Here is a 26,159-nt window from a genome sequence, read left to right on the forward strand (position 1 = left end):
TCCGAACGCCCGTGAGGGTGCCGGGGCATGGCCGGCTTGACGCCCGGAACCGGGCCGGCCCCGGGATCAGGCCGGTCCCGGGATCAGGCCGTCAGGCCGGAGATCGCGGCGCCGACGTAGTCCGCCCCCAGTACGGCCGGCAGTACGGTGGCGATCGCCGCGTTGTGGGTGGACATCCAGGCCTTCCACTCGCCCAGCACCTTCTCGGCCCCGGCCCCGCCGAACAGCCGGACGGCGAGCGGCACCAGGGTGCACAGCGACGCCACCAGCACCATCAGCACCAGCGCCAGCGCCCGGTCCGCCGCATCGCCACCGCTGGTCGCGATCGCGACCGCGCCGCCGACCGCCAGCAGGACGTTCTTCGCGTCGGCCGCGACCAGGGCCACGGCCAGTTGGGCCGACCGGCCCGGGGTGAGGCGGCCCGCGGCCGCCATCCAGCGCGGCGGGCGGTGCACATGGCCCTCGCGCGGGCGTTCCCGCCACCGCCGGGCTCCGAGGAGCAGGAGCAGCACGCCCGCGGCCAGCCGCACCCACCACGGCCAGGAGGGCCTCGGCCCGCCGCCCGCACCGAAGGCCGTCCCCCCGGCCCCGCCCGTGCCCGAGACCACCACGAGGACCACGACCGCCGTGGTCACCGCCGCCAGGGTGGCCGCCCATCCGAGGGCGAAGGCGGCACCGTTCCGCCGTCCACGCGGGGTGGCCAGCAGCAGGACCGTCGCGACCAGCGGCATCGGGCCGATCGCGATACCGGCCGCCGACACCAGCATCTGCCCGATCGCCTCGCCCACCCACGCTCCCTGTTGCCGGTCGGTCTCAGCGGGGTTCGATCGGCGGCAGCCGGTACGAGCCGTCCAGTACGGCGGCCCTGGGCTGGTACATCCGCAGGATCGGCCGGAACTCGCCCGGCGGGGTCGGCAGCCAGTTCGCCGTCTCGGCCGGGTCGGCGGGCCGCTCGTGCTGGAGGACCAGGGTGAGCGAACCGTCCTCCCCGTACGCCAGGCCCTGGGTGCGGTCGCCGACCGAGTACCGGCCGATCGGGTTCTCGCACAGGCGGCGCTCGGGCAGCCGGTAGACGGTGAGCGACCAGAACGCGTCGACCGGTGGCGGACCGTCCAGGCGCAGGGTGTAGGAGTGGGCGCCGGTGAGCGGGCGGCCCGCGGCGTCCTCGTGGGCGACGGCGTAGGTGGCCTCGTACGCGTGGTTGCCCCACAGGCCGGTGTGCGCGGCGGCCGCCCTGATGAGGTAGGCGGCCCGGCGGTCGGCGGTCCGCCACTCGCGGGAGGCGATGGTGCCGGGGCCGAAGTGGTCGAGGTTGTAGTCGAAGAGGTGCAGGCTGATCGCCCACTCCCCGGCGCCGCGTTCCTCGGTCGGCCCGGTCACGGCCTCGACCCGCTGCCGGCCCGCCGCCAGGCCGTCGGCCAGGGTCCGGGCCCAGACGGGGTCGGGGGCCAGGTACGGGGAGGTTCCGGTGTCCAGCAGGCCGAGCGGCGCGAAGCGCCGCTGGTACTCCTGGTCGGGCTCGGCCGGCGGGAACGCGGCCATCCACTTCCGCAGCCGCTCCAGGAAGCGCAGGTCCCCCTGGACGGCCGGGTCGGGCTCGGGGATCCCGGCGTACACCCCGCCGAGCTCCAGCGGGGTGAGGGTGAGATGCCGCTGGAGGTCGAGCACCCGGGGGAGGTCGGCCGGGCCCGCGCAGGCGTAGCGGCCGATGATGCTGGCGACCGTGGTCGGCGAGACGATCACCTGCACGTCCTCGGGCGGCGTGCCGTGCCAGTGCGGCGGGGCGACCAGCCAGGTCTGCTCGGCGGTACCGGTGGAACGGCGGCCCAGGTAGGCGAAGTTGTTGGTCCAGGCGTCCACGAACTGGAGCACGTAGTAGCTGCCCCGGCTGTCCGGGACGTGCAGCAGGATCGGCCCGCCGGAGAGGTCGAGCTGGGCGAAGGAGTAGAGGGTGTCGCTGTTGACCGAGGGGAACTCGGTCCGGTGCGTGGCCGGTTCCCTGGCGTGCGCGAAGCGGTTGAAGGGGGTGGGTGGCAGACCGCTGCCCATGCCGCGTGCCACGAAGGCGCCGACCGTGGTGAGGTCGCGGACGATCGGGCTGCCGTAGACGTAGGCGTCGGCCGCCAGCGCCTCCAGGGCGGCATCGGACATGCGGAACTCCCTTTCCGGATCAGTACGGGTGCCAGTGGGCAGGTCGGTCGGCAGCGGTCGGCAGGTCAGTCGCGGATGTTGAGCTGCGGCAGCTGCCAGCGCCCGTCCAGCACCGGCGGCTCGGGTCCGTACACCCGGAGCACCACGGTGAACGGTCCCGCGGGCGCCGGAAGCCAGTTGGCCTCCTGCGCCGGGTCGGCGGGCCGTTCGTGCTGGAGGAAGAGGGTGAGCGAACCGTCCTGACCGTGCACCAGCCCGGGGGTGCGGTCACCGACCGAGCAGCGGCCGGCCGGGTTCGGCACCAGCAGGCGGTCGGGCAGCCGGTACACGGTCACGGACCAGAAGAACCGGGCGGGCGGGAGCTGTCCGGCCGGGAACTCCAGGGTGTAACGGCGCTCGGCGGCGTCCAGCGGACGGTTGTCCTGGTCGTCGGCGAGCCAGTCGGTGCTCCAGACCTCCTCGACCGGCAGCGGGTACCTGCCCTGCTGGGCACCGACCGCGCGGGCCAGGTAGTCGTCACCGAGCTGGGTTCTGGTGCCGAACCAGGCGGTGGCCTCCGGGCCCTTGGCCGTCTCCGCCGCCAGTCTGGCCCTGCCGTCCGCGATGCCCCTCAGCATCGCCTCCCGGACCTCCAGCGGCAGTGTCGCGGGCTCGAAGTCGCCCGCGCCGATGTCGAGTTCGGACAGCCGGCCGCGCAGCGCGGCCTCGGCCGGCAGGACCGGGAAGAACCCGAGCAGGAAGTCCAGCAGGACGAAGAACTCCAGCGTGTCCAGCACCTCGTCGTCCCGCCACACCGGCCAGTGCGGCTCGGGAGCGGCGGGTGGCGGCTCGGCACCGAGGTACGCGCTGAGCGGTCGGAGCGCGTACTGCGCCTGCAGCTGCCGCAGCGCGGGCGTGTCCTGCGGGCCCGCCAGGTAGCTGCGGCCGAGGATCCCGACCAGGTCGGTGTCCGCCCTTAGTACGCCGTCGAAACCCCGGCCGGCGTCGCCGGTGAAGCGCGGCCCCGCGATCAGGTAGCGGCCCGCCCCCTGCCCGGTGGTCCGGGAGCCGACGAAGCCGACGTACGAGGTGTCGAGGTCGTGCAGCGCCAGGACGTAGTAGCGGTCCGTGGCGGGGACCTCCAGCACCCACGGCTCGGCCCGCAGGTCCAGCCAGGCGCAGGAGTACGGGGTGTCGGCACTGGGCGCCACCTGGTCGACGTCCGCCGGGGTGAAGGGGTTCGGGTAGTGGCGGAAGACGCCGAAGCCGCCGACGAAACGCGGGTCCGCGTCGTCGACGGCCTGCGGGTACATGGTCCGGTAGTTCGCCAGCAGGGCGGAGCCCCAGATCCACGCCTCGGCGGCGGTCTCCCTGATCGTCGCCGGGTCCACGAGCGCCGGGTTGCCCATGCTGCCGTACTCCCCACTGCCTGGCCGGACCACTGCCCGGTCACGCCGAGGTGGTCGCGCTGGTCACACCGAGGTGGTCGCGCCCACGGCCGGCTGACCGATGACGAGACATTCGGACATTACCGCACAAAGGGGACGTCGGATGCGGTCCTGGGCCTTGGCACGCCGGACGCACGAGGAGCATGCCGAGCACGACCCGCCGCGGCGACACACCGCACTCCGCTGCGAGTGAACGGAGTCCGCCGGAAGTGAACGCCCATACGGCTAAAGGATGGTGAGGACCAGTCTTGCCGGTATGAACATCCTCGTGCTCGGCGGCACGTCCTTCCTCGGACGCGCCTACGTCATCGAAGCGCTGCGCCGCGGCCACCAGGTCACCACCTTCAACCGCGGCCTCACCGGCCCCGACCAGGACGGTGTCGAAGCCGTCCGGGGCGACCGCGACTCGGCCGCCGACCTGGAACGGCTGATCGACGGCCGGCACTGGGACGCGGTGGTGGACACCTCCGCCCAGCAGCCCGCCTCGGTCGCCCTCTCCGCCCGGCTGCTGCGGCCGCACACCGGCCACTACGGCTTCGTCTCCTCCGTCCACGCCTTCGCCGACTGGCCCGCTCTTCCGGTCGGCGAGGACTCCCCCACCAACCCCTGCCCGGCCGACACCCCGCCGGGCCAGCCGATGAGCACCGCGCTCAAGGCCGGCTGCGAGCGCGCCCTGCTCGAACAGTTCGGCGCGGAGCGGTCGGTGGTCCTCAACTGCGGTCTGCTGATCGGCCCCCACGAGAACGTCGGCCGACTGCCCTGGTGGCTGGAGCGGATCGCCCGGGGCGGACAGGTGGTCGCACCGGGCAACCCCGACCGGACGATGCAGCTGATCGACGCGCGCGACTTCGCCGCCTTCGGGCTCGACCTGGCCGAGCGCGGCGCCTTCGGGCGGTACGTCACCACCGCGCCGCCCGGCTCCACCACCATGGGCGAGTGGCTGGGCGCCTGCGTGGCGGCCACCGGCAGCGATGCCGAACTGGTCTGGATCGACGACGAGGCGCTGCTCGCGGCCGAGGTCGCCCCCTGGGTCGGGCTGCCGCTCTGGGCTCCCGAGCAGCCCGACTGGCAGGGCATCTGGCAGGCCGACACCACCAGGGCCCAGGCGGCCGGGCTGGTCTGCCGCCCGATCACCGAGTCCGTCCGCGACACCTGGGCCTGGATCCGGGAACGCGGCCCGCGCACCGAGCCCTACACCCAGGGCGGTGTGCCGCTCGGCATCGACCCGGCCAAGGAGCGCGAGCTGCTGGGGCTCTAGGGAGGACGCCGAGCGGGGCGCGGGGAACCGCGCTCCCCGCGAAAGGGCTGTTCACGCCGTTCCCCACGCCCCCGGGCGGCTGTCCCACCGGCCTGGCCCGGCCCGGCCGAACGGCCTACCGCGGCGTGGGCAAGCGGTTCAGGAAGACGTCGAAGGCCGTCGGTTTGACCGCCGTGACCCCCGCGAACGGGAAGTCCATCTCCTTGATGACGATCAGTGAGATCACCACCAGCCCGCTGAGCGCCAGCACCATCAGCCCGTGCGAGAAGGTGTTGGAGAGTCCGAACAGGAAGGTGAACCCGACCGTCAGCACACCTCCGATGATCAACGCCGCCCAGAGCAGCGGCGGTACGTCCTCGTCCACCTGGCTCAGCCGGGAGCGGCGCTCGGAGGCCAGGTTCTCCAGGTGGCTGACCGCGTGGTCGTAGAGCACCCGCTGCTGGTCGTTGCTCGCCTGGATCGCGAAGACGTCACTGCGCATCTGGTAGACGAGGTCGGTCGCGGCCGGGCTGGACTCGTGATGGGCCATCAGCGGCCACTCGGTGTCCTTGACCATCTGGGCGTAGTCGAGGGTGTGCCGTTCCAGCTGCGGGCCGAGCGGGGCCGGCAGCTGGCGGGAGATCCAGTAGATCCCGGCCAGCGAGTCGGCCTCCTTGAAGGTGGTCTTGCGGGCCGCGTCGTTGTTGTCCCAGACCGCGATCACCACGAATGCCAGCAGTACCGCGTAGAGCACGCCGACGGCGGCGAAGATGAAGCCGGCCACGTCGTTGTGCGCCTCGCGTACCGGGTGCGGAATGAAGCGCTGCACCAGGTACAGCACCGCCGAGACGGCCAGCATGATGCCGACCAGGAGTCCGATGTCCAACAGGCTCATACGCTGTGCTTCCCTGCCCTTGCGGTTGTGCGGACGTGCGGACGTGCGAAGGCGGTTTCGGGTGCGAGGACGCGGTCGGAGCCGAGTCCGGGGACGGACCCGCGCCGCCCACTCGTCCTCGGGCTCCCCTCCTCCGCCGGCCGCCTGCCGCTCGTCCTGCGGCAGAGCCGCTCACGGGGCACGGTCGGCACCGGCGCGCCCATCGCTCAGTGGTTGCGGCGGGTGACCAGTTCGGCCAGCGCCAGCAGGTCGTCGGCGGCGGTCGGATCGGGGACGGCGGCGGAGAGGTGGCCGATCGCGGCCGACATCCGGGTGCAGGACTCGGCCTGCGCCCAGGCCCGCCCGCCGGCGCCGTCCACCGCCGCGGCTGCGGCCAGCAACTCCTCCGCGCTCAGCGGCCGTTCGAGCGCGTAGAGCTCCGCGAGCACCGTGGCGTCCCTGGTCCCGGAGGACAGCGCGTGGACCACGGGCAGCGACTTCTTCCGGGCGGCGAGATCGGCTCCGACCGGCTTTCCGGTGACGGCCGGGTCGCCCCAGATGCCGATCAGGTCGTCGATCAGCTGGAAAGCCAGGCCGATCTCCCGGCCGAAGGCGTCCATCGCCTTCGCCGCGCTCTCGTCGGCACCGGCGTAGAGCGCGCCGATCGCACAGGCGCTGCCGAGCAGGGCGCCGGTCTTGGCCTCGGCCATGACCAGGCACTCGGCGAGCGAGACGTCGTCCCGCCGTTCGAAGGCGCAGTCGCTCTGCTGGCCCGCGCAGAGTTCGACGACGCAGTCGGCGAGACGGCGGACGGCCCCCGGGGTGGCGGGGTGGTCGTCCTCGGCAAGGGTGCGCAGCGCGAGCGAGTGCATCGCGTCGCCGGCCAGGATGGCCTCGGTGGTGCCGAACACCCGCCAGGCCGTGAGGCGGTGCCGCCGGGTCTGGTCCCGGTCGATGACGTCGTCGTGCAGCAGGGTGAAGTTGTGCACCAGTTCGACGGCCGCAGCAGCCCGGACGGCCGCCGTCGGCTGCCCGCCCAGGGCCTGCGCGGCCGCCAGCACCAGGGCCGGACGGATCGCCTTGCCCGAACCGGCGTCCGCGGGCGTGCCGTCCGGCTCCCACCAGCCGAAGTGGTACCCGGCGATCCGGCGCATCGACTCGGGCAGTGTGCCGACCGCGGAGCGCAGCGCCGGGTCGACCAGCGCCCGGGCGCGGGCCAGCACCTCCGCGGCCTGGTGCCCCTCCCGGCTTCGGCGTTCGAGCGTGAAGATCCCCATGTGTGTTTCTCCCCCGGTTCGTCGGGCCTCCCGGCCGGGCCTCCCACGAGGCCGCGCCGAGCCCTTCCCCCGGCCCCGGGCGGGGGAAGGGGATGCAGGCGGTCGGCGGGGTGCGGTCGTATGAACTCACCGGCCACACCCCGGTTTCCGTCAGATTCCGTATCGACTGGAAACGGATCGGACGGAATCAGTCACGCGGGCGCGCGATATCGACGTTCTCCAGCACGCCGATTGCGTCCGGCACCAGAATGGCGACCGAGTAGTAGGCGCTCACCAGGTAGGAGATGATCGCCTTCTCGTTGATTCCCATGAAACGCACCGAGAGGCTCGGCTGGTACTCGTCCGGAATTCCGGTCTGGTGCAGGCCGACGACCCCCTGGTTGTCCTCCCCGGTGCGCAGCGCGATGATCGAGCTGGTATGCCCGTCCACGATCGGAATCTTGTTGCAGGAGAAGATCGGCACACCGCGCCAGGCCGGGACCTGCTGACCGTGGACCTCGGTCGGCGTCGGGTACAGACCGCGCTTGCTGCACTCCCGGCCGAAGGCCGCGATCGCCTTCGGGTGGGCGAGGAACATCTTGGTGCCCCGGCGGCGGCTGAGCAGGTCGTCCATGTCGTCCGGGGTGGGCGGGCCGGAGTGGGTCTGGATCCGCTGGTCGTACTCGGCGTTCTGCAGCAAGCCGAACTCGCGGTTGTTGATCAGCTCGTGCTCCTGGCATTCGCGGAGCGCCTCGATGGTCAGCCGCAGCTGCTGCTCGATCTGGTTCATCGGCTGGTTGTAGAGATCGGCCACCCGGCTGTGGACCTGGAGCACCGTCTGCGCGACGCTCAGCTCGTACTCGCGCGGAGCGAGCTCGTAGTCCACATACGTGGCGGGGAGCTCGATCTCGCCCTCGTGGCCGGCGGCCAGCTCGATCTCGGCCTCGCCGTGCTTGTTCTGCGACTGCTGGGCATCGGCCAGGTACGCGGTGATCTGGTCGCGCAGCGCCTCCGAGCGGCTCACCAGCTGCTGGAAAGCGGCCCAGGACAGCGAGAGCGCCGTACCGGCGGTGGCGGCCTTGACCGAGTACTCCCAGAGCGCGTCGGCCTGGCGGACGGCCTCGTCGCCGAAGTGGTCGCCGTCGGCCAGCACGCCGAGCACGGTGGTCTCCCCGTACTTGCCGGTGCCGATCCTGTTCACCTTGCCGTGCGCGACCAGGAAGACCTCGTCGATCGGCTGGCCGGCCTCGACCAGCACCTCACCGGCCGCGAAGTCCCGCTGGGTGAACCGGCCCGCGAGCTCGTCCAGCACCGCGTCGTCCTCGAAGCCCCGCAGCACGGGCACCTCACGCAGCGACGGCGGGACGATCCTGACCTCCGCACCGGTCTTCACGAAGCTCACCCGGCCGCGCCCGACCGCATAGCTCAGCCGGCGGTTCACCCGGTAGGTACCGCCGGAGACCTGCACCCAGGGCAGCATCTTGAGCAGCCAGCGGGAGCTGATGCCCTGCATCTGCGGCTCGGACTTGGTGGTCGTGGCCAGGTTCCGCGCGCCGGCGGTGGTCAGGCTGGTCTGCTGACGGTTCTGCGGCTGGCCGCTCTGAGCAGGAATACCGAGATTTGTTTCGGTCGTCATCGGACGGAGCCTCCACATGGGCGCATGAATTCACGATGTGTCGCGTTGCTCCACACATGCTGAGCCCAAATGGAGTGATCTGCAATCACTCTTTCGAGTGGCGGGAATAGGTGCCAAATTAGTACGACTAGTTCATTCGATCGATAATGACTCGCTCACCTGATCGAATCGACGGCAACCCGGCACGTCAACGCACCGGGAAGGCCTACGGAAGATCGAACAGTCGCATCCGAACGGCCGGGGCCGCGAACCTCGCCGCCGCCCCGGCCGTCGGCGCACACCCGCCCGCCGGCACCCCGCCGGCACTCCCGTGAGCGCTCCTACAGGTGGTTCCTCAGGTACTCCGCGACACCCCGGCTCCACCCGGCGAGCTCCTCGCGGTGGTGCAGCCGGCCCTGGCACAGGGCGGAGACCTGGGCGTCGGTGAGCCGGTCGGGGCTCCGCACCTCCAGCAGCTGCGCGATCTCCCGCAGCGTGGCGGACAGCCGCTCGGCGTCGGCGTGGCTGAGCATGACCAGCGCGTCGGTGTGGCCAATCGTCATGGAACCAGGCATCTCGCCCTCCTACAGTCGGCCCCCTGCCCGATCGGATCCCAGTCCACCGGGACCCCCGGTCGGACGGACCCGGCCCGTCCGGACCCCCGTCCACGGTACGGCCGCCGACACGACGGCTGCATCCGGTGCGCGCCTCCGGCGCCGGGAACGACCGCCGCGCTATCAACAGAAGGGCAAACAGGGACAAAATCTCCCATTGGAGCCCGTCGTGCCCCTTCTCGCCCCAGCCCCTCAGCGCTTCCTGCTCGACCCCGGGGAATCCGGTCTGATCGCCGAGATCGAGGCGTACCTGGCCTCCCTGCCGGTCCCCGCGCGCACCGCCGTCCCGTACGTCTGCGTCCACGGGAGCGTCCTCCAACCGTGGAACGCCGGCCATCCGCTGCCCCGGACGACCCTGCTCGACCGGGTCGTCCGCCGCCCGCCCCGCCCGGTCCCGGTCAGCGTGGCCGACCACCTGCGGCTCACCTCGCGCTACATCACCTGCCACGGCTGGCTGCAGGGCGGGATGTGGGACGGCGCCGGGCGGGTCTGCCTGCTCGGCGCCCAGGCGGCGGTCCTCGCCCACGGCTACGGCGCACCGGAGCACGCCCGCCGCGGCCGCGTCCAGCTGATGGAGGTGCTGCGTGCCGCCGGGCACCCGGTGGTCTCCCCCGACGAGTACAACGACGCCCCGACCACCCGCCAGGCCGACGTCCACCGCCTGCTGGACCGGGCCGCGACCAGGGCGGCAGGCCTGGGCATCTAGCGGGGCGGCCGGCCGGTGCCCGTCACCGCCTGCCCGCGCGCGGGCTTCCCGCCGGCACGAGTCCTCCGCCCGCGCGCTGCCGCAGCACCGGGCAGGCCGCCCCCGCACCGCGGGACCTCACACCACCGCTTCGCCAGCCCGCGCCCGCGCGGTGTACGGTCGGGTGTCGTTCACAGGACCGGGGAGAACGTGAGGGGGTGGAGTGCCGATGGCCGCGCGCCGGAGCACCGACCCCGCGGCGCGGACCTTCGTCGAGGAGGCCCGCCGCCGCCAGATCATCGAGTGCACGATCGACCTGATCTCCACCCGCGGCTACCCGGCGACCTCGCTCTCGGCCATCGCCGAGGAGGCCGGCATCTCCAAGTCGGCGGTGCTGTACCACTTCTCCTCCAAGGACAACGTCACCAGGGCGACGCTCGACCATGTCTTCGAGCAGTTCACCGGGTACGTCCGGGAGCGGGTGGAGGCCAAGTCCGATCCGCTCGACGCCGTGATCGCCTACCTGCGGGCGATGATCGGCTACCAGCAGGCCAACCGGCGCCATGTCCGGGTGATCACCGAGATGCTGCTGGACGACCACGGCGGCACGCGGCTGAAGACGCCCGGCTCCCATGACACCCACGGCCGCTGGCAGGAGCTGGCCGCCCTGCTCGCCGCCGGCCAACGTGCGGGCCGGCTGCGCGAGTTCGACCCCCAGGTGACCGCGCTGGCCATCGGCGGCGCGATCGACAACGTCATCTCGCACTGGCTGGTGCACCCGGAGCTCGATCTCGACGCCGCCGCGGCCGAGTTGGAGACCTTCGTACTGAACGCCGTCCAGCGGCGCGACTGACACGCTCCGGGTCGGCACCGGCCGCCGGTGGTGATGCGGAGGTGCGCCCGGCCGGGGAAGGCTACCGCCGGGCGAAGGCCGGGGCGTGCTCGGGACGGATGCCGATACCGCCGAGGTAGCCCGCCACTCCGCGCAGTGCGGGCAGCCGTCGCATCAGGCGGAACGGGACCGGCAGGCGCTCGGTGTCGAGAGTGCCGTTGAGCGCGGGACCGTGCATCGTCCTGTGGTCGCCCAGCTGCGTCTTCTGGATGAAGGCCATCGGCAGCCAGCGCCGCTTCTGCACCCGCGCCAGATCGGCGAGCCCGACCGTGCCCCGGCGCAGCGGGCCGGCGAGGATCCGGGCGGCGGCGACGGCGTCCTGGACCGCGAGGTTGACCCCGACACCCCCGACCGGGGACATGGTGTGGGCGGCGTCACCGATGCACAGCAGGCCGTCCCGGTACCAGCGCGGAAGCCGTCCCATCGTCACCTCCAGCAGCTTGACGTCCTCCCAGGACCCGATCGCGTCCGTCACCCCGCGCCCCCAGCCGAACAGGTCGGCCAGCTCGTCGCGGAACCACTGGATGCCCTGGGCCCGCAGCTTGGCGTCGCCGCCCTTGGCTATGAGGTACGAGGTCTGGTAGTAGTCGCCCCGGTCCATGGTGACCGCGATCTGCCCGTTGCGGACCTGCCCGAAGACCCGTCCCTCCTTGGCGCTGTCGGGCCGCCGGACCGGCACCCGCACCTGCCAGACGTCCATCGGCACCTCGAACCAGTCGGGGCGCAGCCCCGCCTCCCGGCGGACCGGTGAGTCCCGCCCGTCGCAGGCGACCACCAGGTCGGCCGCGATCTCGCCGGGCACCCCGTCCCCGTCGACGCAGTGAACGCCCGTCACCCGGCCGCGCTCGATGCGCAGGCCGGTGAAGGCCGTCCGCATCCGCAGGGTGAAGGAGGGCTCTTCGGCGGCCGCGTCGGCGAGCAGGTTGAGGAAGTCCCACTGCGGGACCATCGCGATGTACTTGTACGGGCCGGGGATGTAGCGGAAGTCGGCCATGGTGACGGTGTGGTCGCCGATGTTCATCCGCATCTCCTCCAGCCTGCGGGCCGGGAGCCGGGCGAACTCCCGGCCGAGCCCGAGCTCGTCCAGCAGCCGCAGGGTGGAGGGGTGGATGGTGTCCCCCCGGAAGTCCCGCAGGAAGTCGCCGTGCTTCTCCAGCACGGTGACCTCGACACCGGCCCTGGCCAGCAGCAGCCCGAGCATCATCCCCGCCGGTCCGCCGCCCACCACACAGCACGTGGTCCGTTCCATGTCCATGCTCCCCTCACAGCGAAGTATCTGACCGAGCGGTCAGTTAACTGACCGCTCGGTCAGACTAGCACCGCGACCCGGTGCGCACGGCGGCATGTGAGTGAGCGTCATCTCATGGCCGTTCGGACCGCGCCGACCTGTCGTGGGTCCTCCGCCACGGCTACGCTCTGGGCGGGGCGCCTGTCACAACCTCGGCGCCCGCACCATTGATGTGGGGGAACTGTGCGTCTTGGTACCCGGGTGGCCATCGTGGGCGCCGGCCCGGCCGGTCTCGCCCTGGCGAACGTCCTGCAACAGGCCGGCATCGACTGCGTCGTGGTGGAACGCCAGTCCCGCGCCTATGTCGAGGCACGCGCCAGGGCGGGTGTGCTCGAGCATCGGACCGTCGAGTTCCTGAACGACCACGGCCTCGCCGACCGCCTGCTCGCCGAGGGCGCCCGGCACGGCAGCTGCGAGTTCCGCCACCTGGGCGAACGGTTCTCGGTCCGCTACCGGGACCTCACCGGGGGCCGGGAACACCACGTCTACCCGCAGCAGTTCCTGGTCCGCGACCTCATCTCCGCCTACCTCGCCGGCGGCGGTCAGCTGTTCTTCTCCCACCCGGCCGTGGCCCTGGACGGCCTGGACGGCGACCGGCCCGTCCTGCGCTGCCAGCCGGACGGCGACGCGGAGCCGCTGGAGCTGGAGTGCGACTTCGTCGCGGGCTGCGACGGCTTCTACGGCGCCTCACGCCAGGCGGTGCCCGCGGGCCGCCTGCGCGCCTACGAGAAGCAGCACGAGTTCGGCTGGCTCGCCCTCCTGGCCGAGACCCCGCCGGCCGGCGACGAGATCATCTACGCCCTGCACGAGGACGGGTTCGCCGGCCACATGCTCCGCACCCCGTCGGTGACCCGCTTCTACCTCCAGTGCCCGGTCGGCGACCACCCGGAGAACTGGCCCGACCAGCGGATCTGGTCCGCGCTCCACCGCAGGCTCGGCATGACGGACGCCGAGCTCGCGCCAGGGCCGATCACCGAGAAGAACGTCCTGGACATGCGCAGCTTCGTGGTCGAGCCGATGCAGTACGGCCGGCTCTTCCTGGCCGGCGACGCGGCGCACATCATCACCCCGGCAGGCGGCAAGGGCATGAACCTGGCCCTCGCCGACGCCGAGGAACTGGCGACCCGACTGCTCGCCCACTACCGCGGCGCGGGAACCCACGCGCTGGACGGCTACTCCGCCGCCTGCCTGCCCCGGATCTGGCAGGCCCAGGAGTTCTCGCACTGGATGCTGCACCTGCTGCACAGCCCGGCCGCCGGGCAGGACGACTCCGCCTTCCTCCACCGGCTGCAGCTGTCCCGGCTGACCCAGCTGCGGGACTCCCCCGCGTACTCGACGATGTTCTCGGACAGCTACGTGGGCTCCTCCGGCCGGCCCACCGCGCACTGACCCCGCCCGTACGGGCCACCGCCCGACTCCCGTCCCGTACCCGGGACTTCGGCGAGGAGGGGCGGGTGAACGCCGCGCCGCCCCGGTGTCACCCCGGACCGTTCGCGTGGTCCCCGCCGGGGCTGACCAGACCGCTCTCGTAGGCGACGACGACCACCTGGGCGCGGTCACGGAGGCCGAGCTTGGCGAGGATTCGGGCGACGTGGGTCTTGACGGTCGCTTCGGACAGGAAGAGCCGGCCGGCGAGTTCGGCATTGCTCAGGCCCCGGGCGAGCAGGCCCATGACCTCCAGTTCGCGCGGGGTCAGCGCGGCCAGGTCGCGATGGATCGACGCGCCCACCGGGTCGGGGCGGGCGAACCGTTCGACGAGACGGCGGGTGATGGCCGGGGCCAGCATCGCGTCACCGACGCGCACCAGACGGACGGCGGCGGCAAGATGCTCCGGGCTGACGTCCTTGAGCAGGAAGCCGCTGGCCCCGGCCGAGATCGCGGCGTAGACGTACTGGTCGAGGTCGAAAGTGGTCAGAATGATCACGCGCGGAGCGTCCGCGTCACCGGTGACGATCCTCCGGGTGGCCTCCAGGCCGTCCATCTCCGGCATCCGGACGTCCATCAGGACCACGTCGGGCCGGGTGCGCCGGACCGCCTCCACCGCCGCGGCGCCGTTGTCGGCCTCGGCCACCACCTCGATGCCCTCGGACATCAGGATCAGCTTGAAGCCGGTACGCACCAGCGCCTGGTCGTCGGCGACCACGACGCGCAGTGACTCGGTCATGCCGCCTCCAGCGGGATCAGTGCTCTGACGAGGTAACCGCCGCGCGGGCGGCGTCCGGTGTGCAGGGTCCCGCCGTGGACGGCGAGGCGCTCACGCAGGCCGATCAGCCCGCGCCCGTTGCCCGAGCCGGCGGAGGCGGTCGGCAGGCCGCCCGTGTCGGCGATCTCCACCCGCAGCTGGTCGACGGCGTATTCGACGGTGACCGCAGCGGTCGCACCGCCCGCGTGTTTCACGGTGTTGGTCAGCGCCTCCTGCACCACCCGGTAGGCGGCGAGTTCGACTCCGGGCGGCACCGGGCGCCGCTGCCCGGTCACGGTCAACTCGACCGGCATCCCCGCCTCCCGCACCCCTGCGATCAGAGCCCCCAGGCGGTCCAGGCCCGGCTGCGGCGCGAGGTCCTCCGTCGCGACCGTGCCGGATCCGTCGCCGTCCATCATCAACAGCCCCATGACCTGCCGCAGTTCGGCCATCGCGGCCCGGCCGCCGTTCTCCACCGCGAGGAGGGCCTCACGGGCCTGGTCGGGGGCGATGTCCATGATCTTGCGGGCGGCACCGGCCTGGATGACCATCACGCTGACGTTGTGCGTCACCACGTCGTGCAGTTCGCGGGCGATCCGGGCACGCTCCTGCTCCACCGCACGGTTCAGCGCTTCGACCTGCTCCCGTTGCAGGGCCGACAGCCTGGCCCGCCCCTCGTCGACCCGGCGCCTCCACATGTGCATCTCGTGGGCCACCGCGAGGACCGGGATCAGAACCAGGAGCGCGACGGTGCCGTTCGGGAAGCTCGGCAGCTTCGCGTCCGTGAACAGGAACACCAGCACCACGGCCGCCACCGGCAGGCTCAGGACCGTCGGCAGCCGGTAGGGGCCGTAGGACGTGGCGCTGTAGGCGGCGACGAGGCAGATCATGCCCGTGTAGTAGGCGATGTCCGGTGAGTCGTGCCCGATCAGGGGGGCCGTCACCAGCACGGTCCAGAGCACCGCCAGCGGAAACCGGCGGCGCAGGGCCAGGGGAACCGCCGCGAGCGGTACGAGAACGGGCGGTCCGAACCAGTCGACCGCCCCGAAGGGCTCCGTGACCGTGGCGTAGTGCGCGCCGCCGATGACAAGCCACAGTGCCAACGCGGCATCGAACACCACGCCACGCACGGAGATCCGCGGCGGGCCGCCGGAACGGCGCGTCAGCCTATCGGCGGCCTCTCGCAGTCGCTCCCCCATCGGCACATTCGTCACCAGGGCATTCTTGCGGACGGCCCGGCCCCCTCACATCCCCTTGGTGGCCACCCCGGGTGCACCCCTCGACTACATCGCAGGGATGACACCGGCGGGGATCGTCCCGACGCGGTACCGGAAATGCCTCGCCCGGTCGACGTGCCTCTCCGGCGCCCGCCCCTAGCTTCGGACCACCCAGCCGGGGCGATCGAGGGAGACGACGATGACCACACCGGTGATCGAACTGAGCGGCGTCAGCCGCAGGTTCGAAGCGGGGCCCGCGGCCCTGGACGATGTTTCGCTGACCGTGCACCCGGGGGAGTCGGTGGCGATCCTGGGGCCGTCCGGCAGCGGCAAGTCCACACTGCTCAACCTGGTCGCCGGCCTGGACCGGCCGAGCACGGGGACCGTCACGGTGGACGGCGTGCGCGTGGACAGGCTGGGCGAGGCCGGCTCGGCACGCTACCGGCGAGCCAAGATCGGCATGGTGTTCCAGTTCTTCAACCTGCTCGACGACCTGACGGTGACCGACAACGTGACACTCCCCGCGGAACTGTGCGGGACGGAACGGACACGGGCACGTCACCGGGCGGCGGAACTGCTCGAAGCCCTCGGAATCGCCCAGCACGCCCAGGCCTACCCGGGACGCCTCTCCGGTGGCGAGCGCCAACGCGTCGCGGTGGCACGGGCACTGATGAACCGTCCGCCGCTGCTGCTCGCCGACGAGCCGACCGGGGCGCTGGACTCCGCCTCCGGCGAGGAGGTCAAGGCACTGTTCAACGACCTCCGGGACGACGGCCAGACCATCGTGACGGTCACCCACGATCTGACGCTGGCCAGGGCCTGCGCGACCCGCACGGTCAGGATCGTCGACGGCCGGATCGCCGCCGACCTCCCGATGGAGGCGACCCGGTGAGCCTCGGCAGGGTGGTGCGGTCCGGCGTGCGCCGCCAAAGGACCCGGACACTTGTCACCGGTCTGGCCACGATGACGGCGGTGACCGCGTCCGTACTCGGCGGATCGCTGCTGGCGGCGTCCGAAGCCCCCTTCGACCGGGCCTTCGCCGGGCAGCACGGCGCCCACCTCACCGCGCAGTTCGACGCCGCCAGGACCACCGCCGAGCAGCTCTCGAAGTCCGCGCACGCGGCCGGGGTCACCGCGGCCTCCGGACCGTTCCGGACCACGACGGTCGACCCGCACGGCGGCCCCGAAGCCGGTCTCCCCGCCGACGTGCACCTGTCCCCCATGACGGTCGTCGGCCGCGCCGATCCGGGCGGACCCGTCGACGACGTCACGCTGGTCCAGGGGGCCTGGGCGTCCGGCCCCGGCCAGGTCGTGCTGTCCACCGGCTACGAGATCCCGGGCGGGCGGCTCGGCACGGTCCTGCGGTTCCCCGGCCTGCCCGGTGATCCGGCGCTGTCCGTGGTCGGCTTCGCCCGGTCGGTCAGCCGGACCGCCGACGCCTGGGTCGCACCGTCCCAGATCACCTCGCTCACACCACCCGACGGCACGGGCGCCGGCTACCAGATGCTCTACCGCTTCACCGCGGCGGACACCACCGCACAACTCGCGGACGACCGCGCCGCGGTGAGGACCGCCACCCCTGCGGGCGCCCTGCTCGGCTCGCAGTCCTGGCTCGTCACCAGACAGGGCAGTGACCACAACACCGCCTTGTTCGTGCCGTTCCTGATCGCTTTCGGCCTGCTCGGCCTGCTCATGTCGGTACTGGTCGTGGGCAACGTCGTCGCCGGCGCGGTAGGCGCGGGGACGCGGCGGATCGGCATCCTCAAGGCCCTCGGCTTCACCCCTGCCCGGATCGTGCGCTCGTACATGGGGCAGGCCCTGATCCCGGCAGTGGTCGGCGTGGCGCTCGGAGCCGTCGCGGGCAACGCCCTCTCCGTCCCGGTGCTGTCGGTGACCGCTGAGGTGTACGGCACGACGACATCGGGCGTCGCCCCCTGGGTCGACCTCTCCGTGATCGCGGGAGCTCTCGGCGTCGTCACCGTCACGGCCTGGGCGGCGGCGCTGAGGGCCGGACGGCTGCGCACCGTCGACGCGCTCGCCGTCGGCCGGACCCCACGGCCCGGCCGGGGCCGTCGCGCCGCCCGGCTGACGGCCCGGCTCCACCTGCCCCGGCCGGTCGGCCTCGGCCTGGCCCACGCCTTCGCCCGCCCCGCCCGCGCGGCCGCCATGGTCGCGGCGGTCGTGTTCGGCACCGCCTCCACCACGTTCGCCGTCGGCATGGGCTCCACACTGGACTGGGTACAGGCCGCCAAGAACCACGGCACCGCCGACGTCGTCGTCCACGCGTACGGCCCAGCGCCCGGCCCCGCACACCCCGGACAGCCGACCGGGACGCCTGCGACCGGCCCTGCCGTGATCGACCCCGCCGTGATCGACCCCGCCGCGATCACCGCGGTCGTCAACGCCCGACCGGGCGTGGAGAAGTACTACGCCGTCACCGACACCGATGTGACCGTCGCCGGGGTGTCCGGAGCCACCACGATCTTCGCCTTCACGGGCGACGCGTCCTGGGCCGGCTACCGGATGGTCTCGGGAACCTGGTTCCACCACCCGGGCGAGGCCGTCGCCCCGGCCACCTTCCTGACCGCGGCCGGTGCCCGGATCGGCGACACCGTCACAGTGAACGCCCGCGGCAAGACGGTCCCGGTCCGGATCGTCGGCGAGGTCTTCGACCCCCACACGCAGACCGATGAGCTCCTCACCGACACCGCGACGCTCGACGGCGCGAAGCTCGACACCGCGACGCTCACCGGCGCGAAGTCGGACCCGCACCCCGCGAGCTACTACCTCAAGCTGAAGCCCGGCACCGACGCCGCCGACTTCATCCGCAGGCTCGACACCGCACTGGCACCGCTCGGCGGCTCTGCCGAGAGCGGCCGGGCCCAGGGGTCCAGCGACGTGATCCTCGCCCTCGACACACTGACCGGCGTCCTCACGCTGCTGCTGGTCTCCGTCGCATGCCTCGGCATCCTCAACTCGGTGGTGCTCCAGACCCGCGAACGCGTCCGCGACATCGGCATCGGCAAGGCCCTCGGCATGACACCCCGCCAGACCATCTCCATGGTCCTCTCGTCAGTCACCGTGATCGGCCTGGCCGGCGGCGCCATCGGCCTTCCGCTCGGCCTCGCCCTCCACCACGTCACCGTTCCCGCCATGGCCCGCAGCGCCGGTCTCCGCTTCCCCGCGCCGGCCCTCGACGTCTACCCCGACCCCGAACTCCTCGCCCTCGCCCTCGGCGGCCCGCTCATCGCCGTCCTCGGTGCCCTGCTCCCGGCGGGCTGGGCCGCCCGCACCCGCACCGCGACCGCCCTGCGCACCGAGTAGCCGCATCCCGGCCGGCCGCGGGACACGCTCCCTCCCCGCGCCCCCTCCCCCACCAGCTGCGGCGGATGCCCGGCCGTCACGTTCCTGCCCGCCGGCGCCTGGGCATGCTGACCTCGTATCAGGGGAGGTGCGCTGGAGGGGGCCGCGTGGAGGAGCTGACGGTCAAACCATGGCGGGTGCCGGGCAAGTGGCGGCTGTACGTGAACAAGCCCGGCGTCCGCGGCGACTCCGTCGCGTGGCTCGACTGCCTGTCCGGAGTGGTCACCATCGACATCCCCGAGTTCGAAGCCGTCGCGCTGGCCCGGATCGAGGAGTGGTGCCGGTCTTCCGGGAACACCGTCCCGCCCCGGACCGTGCGGCGCCGCGAGGAGGGTGCTCGGTCGAGAACGAAGCCCTCCGCCTCGCAGCCGCAGCCGCAGCCGCAGCCGCAGCCGCAGCCGCAGGTGAGCGTGCCGTTCCTGCCGCCCATGCCGGACGAGGACGATCTGGCGCGGAACCTGCCCGGTGCCGGCCTGGAGAGCCTGGTCCGCGAAGGCGAGGAGCGGTACAGCCTGCTGGTACGCCTGGCGGCCAGGGTCTCCCGGCAGCGCCTCGCGGACATGGCCACTCTCCGGGGCCTTGAGGGCGAGCAGCTCGTCGGCGCCCGTCTGGAGCCGTTGAAGGCCGTCGGCTGGAGGGTGCTGCACGGGATCCCGCTGCCGTCCGGGTCGGACATCGACCACGTGGTGATCGGCCCGCCGGGCGTCTTCACGGTCAACTCGAAACACCACCCCGGCGCCACGGTGTGGGTGGGCGACAAGATCGTGAAGGTCAACCGGAACGGCTTCCCGTACCTGGAGAACTCGGAGTTCGAAGCGCGCCGCACCGCCAGGCTGCTGACCGAGTGGTGCGGCTTCGAGGTCCCGGTGCACCCGGTGATCGCCGTGGTGGGAGCCCAGAAGATCACCTATGGCGCCACCCCCGCCGTGGAGGTCGTCGACGGCGAACAGATCGCCTCGGTCCTGGCGGCCCACCAGGGGGAGTTCCCACCGAACAGGGTGGACCGGATCTTCACGATCGCCCGCCACCGCCATGTCTGGAGCCAGCTGGGCGGGCACGGCAAAAAGTCCCGGTAGCCCGCCCGACCAGCACCCCGACAACGGCGAAGGGCCAGCCCCCGAGGATCACCCTCGTGAGCCGGCCCTTCGTACGTGCCGTGGCACTGCAAGCAGAGAGCCCCCTGTCGGGTTCGAACCGACGACCCCCGCTTTACAAGAGCGGTGCTCTGGCCAGCTGAGCTAAGGAGGCGTGGTGGCCGTCCGCGGTTGACCACGGCGGCACCAGGGGCAGTCTACCGGGACGGGGGCCCGTGGTGGCGGCGGATATCAAGGTGCCCGGTATGACCGGGCTGTCCCGGTTGTGATCGGATCGATGCCGAAATCGGGTGCTGTGGGGGGCTGACAGGGGGGTGAACCGGCGGGTAGCGTCGCCGGAAGTCGGCTCCCGCGCAGTGGTTCAGACCACTGGCGGCGGGGTGGCGACAGGACAACCCAACCCTTTACTCGGATCGTCCGGCACGTTCCTGCCGGTGAAGGAGAGCACAGTCATGGCTTCTGTGACGTACGACAAGGCGACCCGCCTCTACCCGGGCGGGACCAAGCCGGCCGTCGACGCGCTGGACCTGCACATCGAGGACGGCGAGTTCCTCGTCCTGGTCGGCCCGTCCGGCTGCGGCAAGTCGACCAGCCTGCGGATGCTGGCGGGCCTGGAGGACGTCAACGGCGGCGCCATCCGGATCGGCGACCGGGACGTGACCCACCTTCCGCCGAAGGACCGGGACATCGCGATGGTGTTCCAGAACTACGCGCTGTACCCGCACATGACCGTCGCCGACAACATGGGCTTCGCGCTGAAGATCGCGGGTGTCAACAAGGCCGAGATCCGCACCAAGGTCGAGGAGGCCGCGAAGATCCTCGACCTCACCCAGTACCTGGACCGCAAGCCGAAGGCGCTCTCCGGCGGCCAGCGCCAGCGCGTCGCGATGGGCCGCGCGATCGTCCGCGAGCCGCAGGTCTTCCTGATGGACGAGCCGCTGTCCAACCTGGACGCCAAGCTGCGCGTCTCCACCCGCACCCAGATCGCCGGCCTCCAGCGCCGACTGGGCATCACCACGGTGTACGTGACGCACGACCAGACCGAGGCCATGACCATGGGCGACCGGGTCGCCGTGCTCAAGGACGGCCTGCTGCAGCAGGTCGACACCCCCCGGGCGATGTACGACAGGCCCTCCAACGTCTTCGTCGCCGGCTTCATCGGCTCCCCGGCGATGAACCTGGTCGAGGTCCCGCTGGTGGACGGCGGTGTGAAGTTCGGCGGCTCGGTCGTCAACATCTCGCGCGAGGACCTGGCCGGCGCGGGCAGCGACAAGACCGTGACCGTCGGCATCCGGCCGGAGCACTTCGAGATCGTCCCCTCGGGCGGCATCGAAGGCGTCGCGGTCACCGTCAACGTGGTCGAGGAGCTCGGCGCGGACGGCTTCGTCTACGGCACCACCAAGATCGGCGGCGAGGACAAGGACATCGTCGTGCGGGTGCACGGCCGCCAGGTCCCGCAGAAGGGCGAGACCATCCACGTGGTCCCGACCGGCGGCGAGGCGCACGTCTTCTCCAGCAGCACGGGCGAGCGCCTGAGCTCCTGAGCGACCGGACGGGCCCCCGGCGGACGGTGTCCGCCGGGGGCCCGTGCTTTGGGCCCGCGCCCCACCCCCACCGCGCACAACGCCCTACGCCCCGCGCACCGTCCGACGCGTTCGCGCCCCGTCCGACGCGTTCGCGCCCCGCCTCCGCGCCTCGCGCTGCCCTTCGCGTCAACGCGCCGAGCGGACGAACCAGGACACGACTCACTCGATGGTGTAACGGAGTGCGATCCATAGCCCACTCAGCGCTACTCTCCTGAGCGTGAAACAGCTCGTGCGCCGTATCGGCCAGACCGTCGCCCTCACCCTGCCCGTGATCCTGGTGACCACCGGGACCCTCGCGGTGACCCATGTCCCATGGGCCCAGCCGACCAGGCTCGACCAGCAGGTGGTCGCGGCGTCCAGCGGCGACGGCACCATCGGCCGCACCACCACGGCCACCGGCACCGAGGGGCTCTCCCCTCAGGACGCCCTCCGCGCCGACCTGATGGACGAGCTGCGCAACCACAACCCGGGCACCGCGCTCGACCTGCTGGAACGCACCATGCGCGAGAAGCCCGCCCTCACCCCGTACTGCAGCAACCTCGCCGCGGACCTCGGGCGCGCCGCCGTCCGCAAGTACCAGGGTGACGTCCAGCGGGCCCGTTCCTTCGCGCGTCCGGTCTGCGACGGCTCCTTCGCGGCGGGTGTGGTCGGCTGACCGCCTGACCGGCGGCGGGGCCGTACCGGCTGACCCGGCGGCTGCCGGCACGGCCCCGCCGCCCCTCCACGGACCGAGCCGGGGACCTTATCGTTCTCACCATGACCGCCGTGTCCCCCACCGCACCACTCGCCGTCCCTCCGACCGTGACCCAGGCCGTCATCCTGGCCGGCGGTCAGGGCTCGCGGCTGCGGCCCTACACCGACGACCGGCCCAAGCCGCTGGTCGAGATCCCCGGTACCGGGATGCCGATCGTCGGGCACCAGCTGGCCTGGCTGGCCGCCGAGGGCGTCACCGACGCGGTGATCTCCTGCGGGCACCTGGCCGGAGTGCTCCAGGAGTGGCTGGACCAGGCCGACCTGCCGCTGAACGTCAGTACGGTCGTGGAGGCCGAACCGCTCGGCCGGGGCGGCGGTCTGAAGTACGCCTCGAAGGCGCTGCCCCGTCCGGACGAGCCCTGGTACGCCGCCAACGGCGACGTCTGGACCCGCTTCAGCCTCCGCGACATGGCCGCCTTCCACCATGAGCGCGACGCCGTCGCCACCCTCGCGCTGGCCCGGCCGCGCATCCCGTGGGGCGCCGTGGAGACCGACCGGTTCGGCAATGTGCTGGACTTCATCGAGGCTCCGCCGTCCCCGTTCCTGATCAACGCCGGGGTGTACGTCTTCGGTCCGGAGTTCCACGAGCTGCTCCCGGACGTCGGCGACCACGAGCGCACCACCTTCCCGCAGCTCGCCCGCGACAGGCGGCTGGCGGGCTACCAGCTGCCGCAGGGCTGCTGCTGGCGGGCCATCGACACCGCGAAGGACCTCAGCGAGGCCGCCAGGGAGATCGCCTCCGGCGCCTGACCGCAGGAGCGGCCGCTTCCGAACCGCAAGCGCCCGATGCCGCAAGCCCCCGACCGTCCGCTGCGCGGGCAACCCACCGGTGATCCGCCGCACAGGCCCGCGGACCCGCCGCCCCTGAGTGCCACGGCCCGAGCGGGGGCAGACGACGGCTGCCGGGCCCCTCCGAGTGGAGGAGGCCCGGCAGCCGTCGCCGGGAGAAGCCGTACGGTCAGACGACGGTGCCTCCCGGCTGGCCGGCGCCGCCCACGTGGTGACCGCCGTTCATACCGAGCGCGGGGAGCGGAGCGCTGCCCAGGACACCGCCGAGCAGGCCTCCACCCGAGGAGCCCGGCTTCGGGGTGGCCCGGCCCGTGCCGGAGCCCGATCCGGGCGAGCTCCCGCTGCGGCCACCCGCGCCACTGCCGGTAGCGGACCCCGTACCGGTGCCGGAACCCTCGCCGGATCCGGTCGAGCTCCGGTCCGGCTTGGCGGTGTGCGCCTTGCCGCTCCTGCTCGCGGAGGCGGACGGGGAGGCGGTCGTGGCGGAGGGCGTGGACGACGGGGACTGCGAGGCCGAGGGCGCCGAGTGGGGCACGGGCGCCGGTACCACCGGGGGCACGGGCACCGCGGTCGGGCCGTTGGCGGGCCACACCGGCGTGCCGTAGTCGGCCGGCGGCTTGGCCGGGCCGGGGCCGGGCCTGCCACCGGTGCGCACCGCGGCGCCCAGCGTGGAGCCGGCCAGCAGGGTCGTCCCGATCACCAGGGTGGTGACCACCGCGCCCCGGCGCAGGATCCGGCGGCGCAGCGCGGCCGGGTCGTCGGAGCCGTACCGGCGCCACGCCTCCAGCGCGATCCGGCCGTCGAGCGAGCCGAACGGGGCTCCGGCGATCAGCAGCGGGCTCCAGGCCGCCAGGAAGATCAGGTCGGGTGCGTCGTAGACCGGCACGGCCCGCCAGCTGACGGTGAAGAGCAGGGCGGCGGAGAGCAGCATCGCGGCCCCGGCCGCGAGCCGCTGCCAGAGGCCGAGGATCGACAGGACACCCACCACGACCTCGGTGAACGCCACGCCCAGGCCGGAGCCGACGGGGTGCGCCATGGCGAAGTCGAGCAGCGGCTGCGCGACCTTCCAGGGGTGCAGCGAGCCGAGCCAGCGCATCATCGAGCCGCGCTGGCCGCCGTCGAAGTACACCGGGTCGCAGAGCTTGCTGAACCCGGCGTAGACCGAGAGCGAGCCGAGCAGCACGCGCAGCGGCAGCAGTACCAGGCCGAGGTCGACCTTCCGGCCGGGGTACCAGGCGTGCCTGTTCTCCCCGCCGACCGGGTAGCCGGCCTCGGGCAGCTCGCCGCCGGGCGTCCACGGGGGCCGCATCCGCATGCCGGGGACCGGCGCGGAGCCCCCGTAGGAGCCGCCCGCACGGCCGCGGCCGCCGCCCTCCGGCGAGCCCGGCTGCCTGGGCACGGCCTGCCCGTACTGCTCGGTCTGCCCGTACGGGTCCGAGTACGGACCGGTCTGCGGGAACGGCTCCAGCCGCTGGGTGTCCTCCAGCCCGAGCGAGCCCGAACCGCCGCCGGGCGCGGCCGCCGGGGCGGGCACGGTGTTGAGGCGGACGGCCTCCAGCAGCTGGCTCGCCGCCGGGTCGCCCGGCGCGGCCTGCCCGGTCCAGGTGACGGCGGTGACCCGGCCCTTGCGCCGCGCCGACGAACCGACCGAACCGACCGAACCGACCGACCCGGCCGCCCCGACACCCGCCAGCGCCGCCGCGAACGCCGAACCGTCCGCGACCACGTGCGGGGTGACCTGCGACCTGCCGCCGAGGCTCTGCATGCCGTACGGGTCGCCGAACGCCGCCCCGGCCGGGCCGTCGATCAGCGAGGCCACCGGGGCGGTGAGCCGAACTCGGAAGCTGGCCTGGGTGCTGCTCAGCCGGGCCGGGTCGGACGGCACCTTGACCGTGTTGAGGCTGGGCTCGTCGTCTATCCCAGCCGTGCCGCCCTGCCTCGGGCGCCGAGGTGTTCTGGTGTCCACACCCGTCTAACCGGGTGACGGCCGTTTAGGACACTCTCGCGAGTGGATTCCTGGCGGCGCTTGAAGTGATCATGCGCAAACCGATCGGGCCCGGTCAGGCCCGATCGGTTGACGGTCACAAAAGTCGCCGGCGGGGAAACCGGCCCCGCGGGTCAGCGCTTGGCGCGCAGCCGGGCGGCCTCGTACAGCACGATGCCCGCCGCGACACCGGCGTTCAGCGACTCGGTCTCGCCCGGCATCGGGATCCGCACCCGGATGTCGCAGGTCTCGGAGACCAGCCGGGACAGGCCACGGCCCTCGCTGCCCGCGACGATCACGACCGGGCCGGTGAGCGCGTCCAGGTCCCCGATCTCGGCCTCGCCGTCGGCGGCCAGGCCGACGACCATCAGGCCGGCCTTCTGGTACGCCTCCAGGGCCCGGGTGAGGTTGGTGGCCCGGGCGACGGGCAGCCGCGCCGCCGCGCCCGAGGAGGTCTTCCAGGCGCCCGCCGTCATACCGGCGGCCCGGCGCTCGGGGATGACCACGCCGTGCGCGCCGAAGGCGGCGGCGGAGCGGACCACGGCGCCGAGGTTACGGGAGTCGGTGACCCCGTCCAGCGCCATGATCAGCGCGTCCTGGCCGACCTCGGCGGCCCCGTCCAGCAGGTCCTCGGGGTGCGCGTACTCGTACGGCGGGACCTGGAGCACCAGGCCCTGGTGGTTCAGCCCGCCGGTCATCTGGTCCAGCTGCGCACGCGGGGCCTCCATCAGCGGGACGCCACGCTCGTTGGCGGCCTGGAAGGCGTCGCGGACGCGGTCGTCCGTGTCGATGAACTGCATCACGTACAGCGCGTTGGCCGGGACGCCGCCCTGCAGCGCCTCGACCACCGAGTTGCGGCCGACCACCAGCTCGGCCGCGCCCGCGCCGCCGCGGCCGCCCCGCCCGCCGGCTCCGGCGCGGCGCATGCCAGCGCGCGCCTTGGCGTCCCGCTCGCGCTTCAGCGCGGCGTTGGCGGCGCGCTGCTTGGGGTGGCCCTTGCGTGCCTCACCGGGCGGGGTCGGGCCCTTGCCCTGGAGCGACTTCCGGCTGTGGCCGCCGGTCCCGACACTCGCGCCCTTCTTGGATCCGGGGTTGCGGCGGTTCCTGCGCTGGCTGTTGCCGGCCATGGCTGTACTTCCTGTCTGTCCGTCA

Annotated in this window: 22 protein-coding genes and 1 tRNA gene; 10 read left to right on the forward strand and 13 right to left on the reverse strand. The window is 72.7% G+C overall.

Features of this window, described 5'->3' with window-relative positions; genetic code table 11:
• Positions 1-83: 83 nt before the first annotated feature.
• The 3 genes from ACSMTC_RS16170 to ACSMTC_RS16180 form a co-directional block, all read right to left on the reverse strand.
• Positions 84-788 (reverse strand): GAP family protein, encoded by a 705-nt coding sequence (locus tag ACSMTC_RS16170; RefSeq protein WP_436560391.1) that lies wholly within the window; start codon positions 786-788, stop codon positions 84-86.
• Positions 789-813: 25 nt separating this feature from the next.
• Positions 814-2,151 (reverse strand): DUF1254 domain-containing protein, encoded by a 1,338-nt coding sequence (locus ACSMTC_RS16175; protein ID WP_436560392.1) that lies wholly within the window; start codon positions 2,149-2,151, stop codon positions 814-816.
• 65 nt (positions 2,152-2,216) lie between these two features.
• Positions 2,217-3,539, reverse strand: coding sequence for a DUF1254 domain-containing protein (locus ACSMTC_RS16180; RefSeq protein ID WP_436560393.1), 1,323 nt, complete (start codon positions 3,537-3,539; stop codon positions 2,217-2,219).
• Positions 3,540-3,834: 295 nt separating this feature from the next.
• On the opposite strand from ACSMTC_RS16180, the gene ACSMTC_RS16185 reads away from it, so the two are divergent.
• On the forward strand, positions 3,835-4,836 hold the full coding sequence (locus ACSMTC_RS16185; RefSeq protein ID WP_436560394.1) for an NAD-dependent epimerase/dehydratase family protein: 1,002 nt from the start codon (positions 3,835-3,837) through the stop codon (positions 4,834-4,836).
• A gap of 115 nt (positions 4,837-4,951) precedes the next feature.
• Here the strand turns inward: ACSMTC_RS16185 and ACSMTC_RS16190 are convergent, their stop codons facing one another.
• From ACSMTC_RS16190 to ACSMTC_RS16205, 4 genes are all read right to left on the reverse strand, one after another.
• Positions 4,952-5,710 (reverse strand): bestrophin-like domain, encoded by a 759-nt coding sequence (locus ACSMTC_RS16190; protein WP_436560395.1) that lies wholly within the window; start codon positions 5,708-5,710, stop codon positions 4,952-4,954.
• Positions 5,711-5,916: 206 nt separating this feature from the next.
• Complete coding sequence (locus ACSMTC_RS16195; RefSeq protein WP_436560396.1) at positions 5,917-6,966, reverse strand: family 2 encapsulin nanocompartment cargo protein polyprenyl transferase; 1,050 nt, start codon at positions 6,964-6,966, stop codon at positions 5,917-5,919.
• A gap of 187 nt (positions 6,967-7,153) precedes the next feature.
• The gene (locus ACSMTC_RS16200) at positions 7,154-8,581 is read right to left on the reverse strand and encodes a family 2B encapsulin nanocompartment shell protein (protein WP_436560397.1); all 1,428 of its coding nucleotides are present in this window, start codon (positions 8,579-8,581) and stop codon (positions 7,154-7,156) included.
• A 320-nt stretch (positions 8,582-8,901) separates the two neighbouring features.
• Positions 8,902-9,135 (reverse strand): hypothetical protein, encoded by a 234-nt coding sequence (locus ACSMTC_RS16205; protein WP_436560398.1) that lies wholly within the window; start codon positions 9,133-9,135, stop codon positions 8,902-8,904.
• Positions 9,136-9,343: 208 nt separating this feature from the next.
• Between ACSMTC_RS16205 and ACSMTC_RS16210 the strand changes: the two genes are divergently transcribed.
• Both ACSMTC_RS16210 and ACSMTC_RS16215 read left to right on the forward strand, forming a co-directional pair.
• Positions 9,344-9,880 (forward strand): DUF6197 family protein, encoded by a 537-nt coding sequence (locus ACSMTC_RS16210; RefSeq protein ID WP_436560399.1) that lies wholly within the window; start codon positions 9,344-9,346, stop codon positions 9,878-9,880.
• A gap of 208 nt (positions 9,881-10,088) precedes the next feature.
• A complete protein-coding gene (locus ACSMTC_RS16215; RefSeq protein ID WP_436560400.1) occupies positions 10,089-10,712 on the forward strand; it encodes a TetR/AcrR family transcriptional regulator in 624 nt (207 codons plus the stop codon).
• A 61-nt stretch (positions 10,713-10,773) separates the two neighbouring features.
• On the opposite strand, the gene ACSMTC_RS16220 is transcribed toward ACSMTC_RS16215, so the two are convergent.
• Complete coding sequence (locus tag ACSMTC_RS16220) at positions 10,774-12,000, reverse strand: FAD-dependent oxidoreductase (RefSeq protein ID WP_436560401.1); 1,227 nt, start codon at positions 11,998-12,000, stop codon at positions 10,774-10,776.
• 222 nt (positions 12,001-12,222) lie between these two features.
• On the opposite strand from ACSMTC_RS16220, the gene ACSMTC_RS16225 reads away from it, so the two are divergent.
• Entirely contained in the window at positions 12,223-13,428 is a 1,206-nt protein-coding gene (locus ACSMTC_RS16225; protein WP_436560402.1) for a 4-hydroxybenzoate 3-monooxygenase, read from the forward strand.
• An 88-nt stretch (positions 13,429-13,516) separates the two neighbouring features.
• Here ACSMTC_RS16225 and ACSMTC_RS16230 read toward each other — a convergent pair whose 3' ends face one another.
• On the reverse strand, positions 13,517-14,203 hold the full coding sequence (locus ACSMTC_RS16230) for a response regulator (protein WP_436560403.1): 687 nt from the start codon (positions 14,201-14,203) through the stop codon (positions 13,517-13,519).
• On the reverse strand, positions 14,200-15,324 hold the full coding sequence (locus ACSMTC_RS16235; protein WP_436560404.1) for a sensor histidine kinase: 1,125 nt from the start codon (positions 15,322-15,324) through the stop codon (positions 14,200-14,202). Before ACSMTC_RS16235 ends, ACSMTC_RS16230 begins: the two co-directional genes overlap by 4 nt.
• Positions 15,325-15,637: 313 nt before the next feature.
• Here ACSMTC_RS16235 and ACSMTC_RS16240 point away from each other — a divergent pair, with 313 nt between their 5' ends.
• The 3 genes from ACSMTC_RS16240 (at position 15,638) to ACSMTC_RS16250 (ending at position 19,877) form a co-directional block, all read left to right on the forward strand.
• A complete protein-coding gene (locus ACSMTC_RS16240; RefSeq protein ID WP_436560405.1) occupies positions 15,638-16,330 on the forward strand; it encodes an ABC transporter ATP-binding protein in 693 nt (230 codons plus the stop codon).
• A 71-nt stretch (positions 16,331-16,401) separates the two neighbouring features.
• Positions 16,402-18,762: an ABC transporter permease gene (locus ACSMTC_RS16245; RefSeq protein WP_436564703.1), complete on the forward strand. Its 2,361-nt coding sequence runs from the start codon at positions 16,402-16,404 to the stop codon at positions 18,760-18,762.
• Positions 18,763-18,908: 146 nt separating this feature from the next.
• Complete coding sequence (locus tag ACSMTC_RS16250; RefSeq protein WP_436560406.1) at positions 18,909-19,877, forward strand: nuclease-related domain-containing protein; 969 nt, start codon at positions 18,909-18,911, stop codon at positions 19,875-19,877.
• Positions 19,878-19,975: 98 nt separating this feature from the next.
• On the opposite strand, the gene ACSMTC_RS16255 is transcribed toward ACSMTC_RS16250, so the two are convergent.
• Positions 19,976-20,049, reverse strand: a tRNA-Thr gene (locus ACSMTC_RS16255).
• 298 nt (positions 20,050-20,347) lie between these two features.
• Between ACSMTC_RS16255 and ACSMTC_RS16260 the strand changes: the two genes are divergently transcribed.
• The 3 genes from ACSMTC_RS16260 to ACSMTC_RS16270 all read left to right on the forward strand — a co-directional run bounded on the left by ACSMTC_RS16260 (position 20,348) and on the right by ACSMTC_RS16270 (position 22,984).
• Entirely contained in the window at positions 20,348-21,439 is a 1,092-nt protein-coding gene (locus ACSMTC_RS16260) for an ABC transporter ATP-binding protein (RefSeq protein WP_436560407.1), read from the forward strand.
• A 259-nt stretch (positions 21,440-21,698) separates the two neighbouring features.
• Complete coding sequence (locus ACSMTC_RS16265) at positions 21,699-22,136, forward strand: peptidylprolyl isomerase (RefSeq protein ID WP_436560408.1); 438 nt, start codon at positions 21,699-21,701, stop codon at positions 22,134-22,136.
• Between the two features lie 101 nt (positions 22,137-22,237).
• A complete protein-coding gene (locus ACSMTC_RS16270; protein ID WP_436560409.1) occupies positions 22,238-22,984 on the forward strand; it encodes a nucleotidyltransferase family protein in 747 nt (248 codons plus the stop codon).
• 208 nt (positions 22,985-23,192) lie between these two features.
• Here the strand turns inward: ACSMTC_RS16270 and ACSMTC_RS16275 are convergent, their stop codons facing one another.
• The gene (locus ACSMTC_RS16275) at positions 23,193-24,989 is read right to left on the reverse strand and encodes a DoxX family membrane protein (protein ID WP_436560410.1); all 1,797 of its coding nucleotides are present in this window, start codon (positions 24,987-24,989) and stop codon (positions 23,193-23,195) included.
• A 152-nt stretch (positions 24,990-25,141) separates the two neighbouring features.
• On the reverse strand, positions 25,142-26,134 hold the full coding sequence (gene rlmB, locus ACSMTC_RS16280; protein ID WP_436560411.1) for a 23S rRNA (guanosine(2251)-2'-O)-methyltransferase RlmB: 993 nt from the start codon (positions 26,132-26,134) through the stop codon (positions 25,142-25,144).
• Between the last annotated feature and the right edge of the window lie 25 nt (positions 26,135-26,159).

It is taken from the genome of Kitasatospora sp. HPM-01-4, assembly GCF_051374625.1.
Taxonomy (GTDB): domain Bacteria; phylum Actinomycetota; class Actinomycetes; order Streptomycetales; family Streptomycetaceae; genus Kitasatospora.